We start from the raw sequence: 4,820 nt of genomic DNA on the forward strand, positions 1-4,820 counted from the left end.
GGCGCTGTCGACGCTGGGCGCGGCGGCCCTGGCCCAGCAGCGCGTGGCGATGCGCTACCGCGACATGCAAGGCCGGCTCAGCGAGCGGCCGTTCGATCCCTATGGACTGGGCTACCGCGGCGGGCGCTGGTATGCGGTGGGCCATTGCGGGCTGCGGCGGGCGCTGCGCTCGTTCCGGCTGGACCGGATCGAATCGGTCGATCCGCTGCCGCAGAGCTTCGGCCGCCCGGAAGGCTTCGACGTGCTCGCGCACCTGCACGCCTCGCTGGTCGAGATGCCACGCGCCCATGCGGTGCGGGCGCTGGTGCAGGCGCCGCTGGAGGCACTCACTCGCCAGCCGCTGGCCGCGATCAGCAGCCTGGAGCAGCAGGAGGACGGCGTGCTGCTGCGCTGCCAGGCGGATGAACTGCCCTGGATGGCGCTTTCATTCGCCGCCCTGCCCTTCCCGTTCCGCATCCTGGAACCCGATGCGCTCGCGCGTGAGATCGCCTCGCATGCGAGGCAACTCCTGACCCTCGCCGGTCAGGCACCGGCCCCCGACTGAGCCAGCCCTTCAGTCCAGCTGCCCGCCGCCGAGGCGCTTCCTCGGCCGTCACGGCCAGTTCGAGAGCCAGGCGCGTGGCCGCGACGAGCGTCGGCAGCGGCAGGCTGGCCGCGCCGGGATGACGCGCCGCCTGCTCCGGCAGGTAGGGGATGTGCATGAAGCCGCTGCGAACAGGGCGTTCCTTCACCAGATGCTGCAGTCCGTAGAACAGGTGATTGCAGACGAAGGTGCCGGCGGTCTGCGACACCGACGCCGGAAATCCCGCTTCCCGCAGCCCCGCCACGATCGCCTTGATCGGCAGCGTCGAGAAGTAGGCGGCGGGCCCGCCCGGGACGACTGGTTCGTCGATGGGCTGGGCGCCGGCGTTGTCGGGGATCCGGGCGTCGTCGACGTTGATCGCCACCCGCTCCAGCGACAGGTCGCAGCGCCCGCCGGCCTGGCCGATGGCCAGCACCACCGACGGCTTCACCCGCGCCAGCGCCTCGTCCAGCCGCGTCAGCGCCTCGCCGAAGACGCAAGGTAACTGGACCGCCACCACGCGCGCGCCGGCAATCGCCTCGCCGTTGAGCGCCCGGGCCAGTTCCCAGGAGGGGTTGATGGTCTCGCCGCCGAACGGCTCGAACCCGGTCACCAGCAGGTTGTTCATTGTCGGCGAGTCTAGCCGGGCGGACGGCTGGGGCCAGCGACGATCCAGGCCGGATAGGCAGGCACGCCACCTGCTTATCCGAGTAGTGGGCCCACCACAAACGAGTTACTCTCCCGCCCTATATCTGCCTAGACACAGAACTCCGCGGAGACCGCCTGATGACCGACCCGTCCGTGCCGCTGCAATGGCCTCAAGCCCAGCCGTCCGCCTCGCCGGCGGCTGAGGCGGCACCGCTGTTCGAGTGGCCGACGCCTCCCTTCGCCGCCTATCCCCGGCCGCGCACCCAGCGCGAGCCGCAGGCCTGCGAGATCCTCGGCCTGAACGGCAGCCGCACCGTCGGCAAGGTGATCCTGATGGTGCCGGGCGAACGCCTGGCGCAAGTCGTGGTGCCGCCGGCGCGCAACGCGATGCCGCTGAAGTTCTCGCAGTTCAAGGCGCTCAAGCTGCTGCACGCGATCGAGGTGCCACCGCGCGATCCGGCCACCGCCAACGACCCGCTGTCGCTGGACCAGCGCCCGCGCAGCGAGTTCAAGCTGGTCTACCAGGGCGGCGAGGAGCAGAAGGGCACGACCATCGGCCACCACGAGACCGACCTCGGCCTGTTCCTGTTCCCGCCGGTCAGCGAGACCAGCGACTGGGTGCGCTGCATGTTCGTGCCGCGCGAGGTGCTGGTCAGCTTCGAGGTCGGCGAGCGCATCGGCGACCTGCTGGTGCGCCAGCAGGTGGCGACGCAGGAACAGGTCGATGCCGCCGCCGGCGAGCAGCGCGACCTGCGCGACCGCCGCGTCGGCGACATCCTGGTGGCGCAGCACATCGTCTCGGCCGAGCAGCTGATGCTCGCGATCGAGCAGCAGGCCAAAATGCCGATGGTGCGCATCGGCGAAGCGCTGCTCGCGTTGGACCTGGTCACGCAGGCGCAACTCGACGAGGCGCTGGCGCAGCAGAAGCAGGACCGCTCGGTGCCGCTGGGCGAGCTGCTGGTGCGCAAGGGCATCGTGACGCGCGCGCAGCTGCAGTCGGCGCTGGCCCGCAAGATGGGCTATCCGCTGGTGGACGCGGACAACTTCGCGATCGAGCCGGACGCGGTGCGCAAGCTGCCGTTCTCGGTGGCCAAGCGGCTGGAGGTGCTGCCGCTGGTGCTGCGCGACGGCCGCCTGATCGTCGCGATGGAAGACCCGACGCGGCGCGACTGCATCGACGAGGTCGAGTTCATCACCCAGCTCAAGGTCGTACCGGCGCTGGCGCGGCTGGGCTCGCTGCAGTTCGCGATCCCGACCTCCTACGAACGCTTCGGCGGCCAGCCGATCGTCAATCGCGACGGCGGCCTGCCGCCGCTGTCCATGGACTTCGAGCTCGACAGCTCCGACAAGCTGATCGAGACGCTGGAGCGCGAGGGCCAGGAGCAGGTCGCGCGCGAGGCCGCGCGCGAGGAGGAGAAGGAACGCCAGATCGAGCAGAGCGACAACTCGCTGGTCCGGCTGATCAACACGATGATCATCGACGCGCACAACCAGAACGTGTCGGACATCCACATCGAGACCTATCCGGGCAAGGAGAAGGTCAAAATCCGCTTCCGCAAGGACGGTGTGCTGCAGCCCCACCTGGAACTGCCACACACCTACCGCAGCGCGATGATCGCGCGCATCAAGATCATGTGCGACCTCGACATCTCCGAGCGTCGCAAGCCGCAGGACGGCAAAATCAATTTCGCCAAGTTCTCGGAGCGCCACAAGATCGAGTTGCGCGTCGCGACGATCCCGACCAACAACGGGCTCGAGGACGTGGTGATGCGGATCCTGGCCTCGGCCAAGCCGATCCCGATGGAGAAGCTGGGCTTCTCGGAACACAACCTGCGCGAGCTCAAGGCGGCGTCGGAGCGGCCCTACGGCATGGTGCTGTGCGTGGGTCCGACCGGCTCGGGCAAGACGACGACGCTGCACTCGGTGCTGGCCAACATCAACACGCCGGAGCGCAAAATCTGGACGGCCGAGGATCCGGTCGAAATCACGCAGGCGGGGCTGCGGCAGGTGCAGGTCAACCCGAAGATCGACTGGACCTTCGCGAAGGCGCTGCGCGCCTTCCTGCGCGCGGACCCGGACGTGATCATGGTCGGCGAGATCCGCGACGAGGAAACTGCCGAGATCGCGGTCGAGGCCTCGCTGACCGGCCACCTGGTGCTGTCCACGCTACACACCAACAGCGCGCCCGAAACCGTCACGCGCCTGCTGGACATGGGCATGGACCCGTTCAACTTCGCCGACTCTTTGCTCGCGGTGCTGGCCCAGCGGCTGGTGCGGCGTATCTGCCCGGCCTGCCGCAAGTCCGAGCCGATGCCCGAGGCGACGCTCAACGAACTGCTCGACGACTACCTGCATGTGTTCTCGGCCGAGAACCGGCCAGCGCGTGAGGCGGTGCTGGCCGAGTGGAAAGGCCAGTTCGGGCAGCCCAACCTGCTGCATTACCACTCGCCGGGCTGCGACAAGTGCGACCACACGGGGTTCAAGGGCCGCGCGGGGCTGCATGAGCTGCTGACCGTGTCGCGGCCGATCCGGCGGCTCATCCAGACCGGCGGCCGGGCCGAGGAGCTGATGCACCTGGCCATGGCCGAGGGCATGCGGACGCTGCGTCAGGATGGCATCGCGAAGGTGCTGCAGGGCGTGACGACGCTCGGTGAGGTTCGGTCGACGAGCAACCAGTAGTAGAAGAAGCCTGCAACGGTCGGGGCGTTGGCCGCGATGGCATGGGGCTGTCGGACCGTTGGTCCTCCAGCGCTCTCCCGCGTCGCTCAGTCCACCGGACTGAGCTCGGTCGGGTTCGCCCTTGGCGGCAAGCGCCAAAACCCCAAGCCATCCCGTCCCCGATCAGCACCGTCCTTCGACGGATTTGCGACCGAGGACGCCGAATCAGGCTGCGGCCAGCTTTAGGATGGGCGCGGCCATCCGTTGCGCCGCGCCGCGATGCGCGGCAGCGAAGGCAGTCGCCGCGTCCGCCATCTCTCGCCGCTCGTGGGGTTGGGTCAGCAGCGCGAGCGCCTGCGACAGGCCCTCGGTCAGCGTGGCTACGCGGCGCGCGGCGCCGGCCTGCAGGGAAAGCTCCGCTGCCTCGGCGAAGTTGAAGGTGTGCGGGCCCATGAAGAGCGGAACGCCGCAGGCGGCCGTCTCGATCAGGTTCTGGCCGCCGAGCTTCTCGAAGCTGCCGCCCAGCAGCGCGACATCGGCCAGGCCGTAGTACAGCGCCATCTCGCGCATCGAGTCACCCAGCCACACGTCCGCCACGCCCGCGCTCAGGGGCGGCGTCGCGATATCGCTGGTGCCGAAGGCGCTGCGGCGCGCCAGCGTCAGGCCGGCGTCCGTCACCATCGCGGCGATCTCGTCGAAGCGCTGCGGATGACGCGGCACGATCAGCAGCAGCGGTGAACCCGCTGGCGCCCTCGCCGCCTGTGCCGCCTTCCAGGCCGCGAGCATCGCGGCCTCCTCGCCCTCGCGGGAGACCGCCAGCATCACCACCGGCCGGTTCAGGCCGCGCGCCAGGTGCGTCCGCGCGCGAGCAGGGCCTCGTCGGGCTGCAGGTCGAATTTCAAATTGCCGCTGACGCGCACGTCGGCGACGCCGGCCTGGCGCAGCCGGTCGG

3 protein-coding genes and 1 pseudogene are annotated in these 4,820 nt (G+C 69.5%); 2 read left to right on the forward strand and 2 right to left on the reverse strand.

Translation table 11 applies throughout. From position 1 onward, the window contains the following. Positions 1-544: WYL domain-containing protein (locus FUT87_RS18080; protein WP_147241924.1), on the forward strand; the 544-nt coding region annotated here is incomplete at its 5' end. A gap of 10 nt (positions 545-554) precedes the next feature. Here FUT87_RS18080 and pcp read toward each other — a convergent pair. Next, positions 555-1,190, reverse strand: a pseudogene (gene pcp / locus FUT87_RS18085) (pyroglutamyl-peptidase I); the annotation flags it as partial. Between the two features lie 158 nt (positions 1,191-1,348). Here pcp and FUT87_RS18090 point away from each other — a divergent pair. Further along, positions 1,349-3,889, forward strand: coding sequence for a GspE/PulE family protein (locus tag FUT87_RS18090; RefSeq protein WP_147241925.1), 2,541 nt, complete (start codon positions 1,349-1,351; stop codon positions 3,887-3,889). 204 nt (positions 3,890-4,093) lie between these two features. On the opposite strand, the gene FUT87_RS18095 is transcribed toward FUT87_RS18090, so the two are convergent. After that, on the reverse strand, positions 4,094-4,690 hold the full coding sequence (locus tag FUT87_RS18095) for a 3-deoxy-D-manno-octulosonic acid transferase (RefSeq protein ID WP_147241926.1): 597 nt from the start codon (positions 4,688-4,690) through the stop codon (positions 4,094-4,096). Between the last annotated feature and the right edge of the window lie 130 nt (positions 4,691-4,820).

The sequence above is a fragment of the Mitsuaria sp. TWR114 genome (genome assembly GCF_007997345.1).

What these genes read in the sequence shown, in the direction of transcription:
- FUT87_RS18090 (WP_147241925.1), top strand. Translation starts at nt 1,349, where the DNA reads ATGACCGACCCGTCCGTGCCGCTGCAATGGCCTCAAGCCCAGCCGTCC.
- FUT87_RS18095 (WP_147241926.1), bottom strand. Translation starts at nt 4,690, where the DNA reads ATGCTGGCGGTCTCCCGCGAGGGCGAGGAGGCCGCGATGCTCGCGGCC.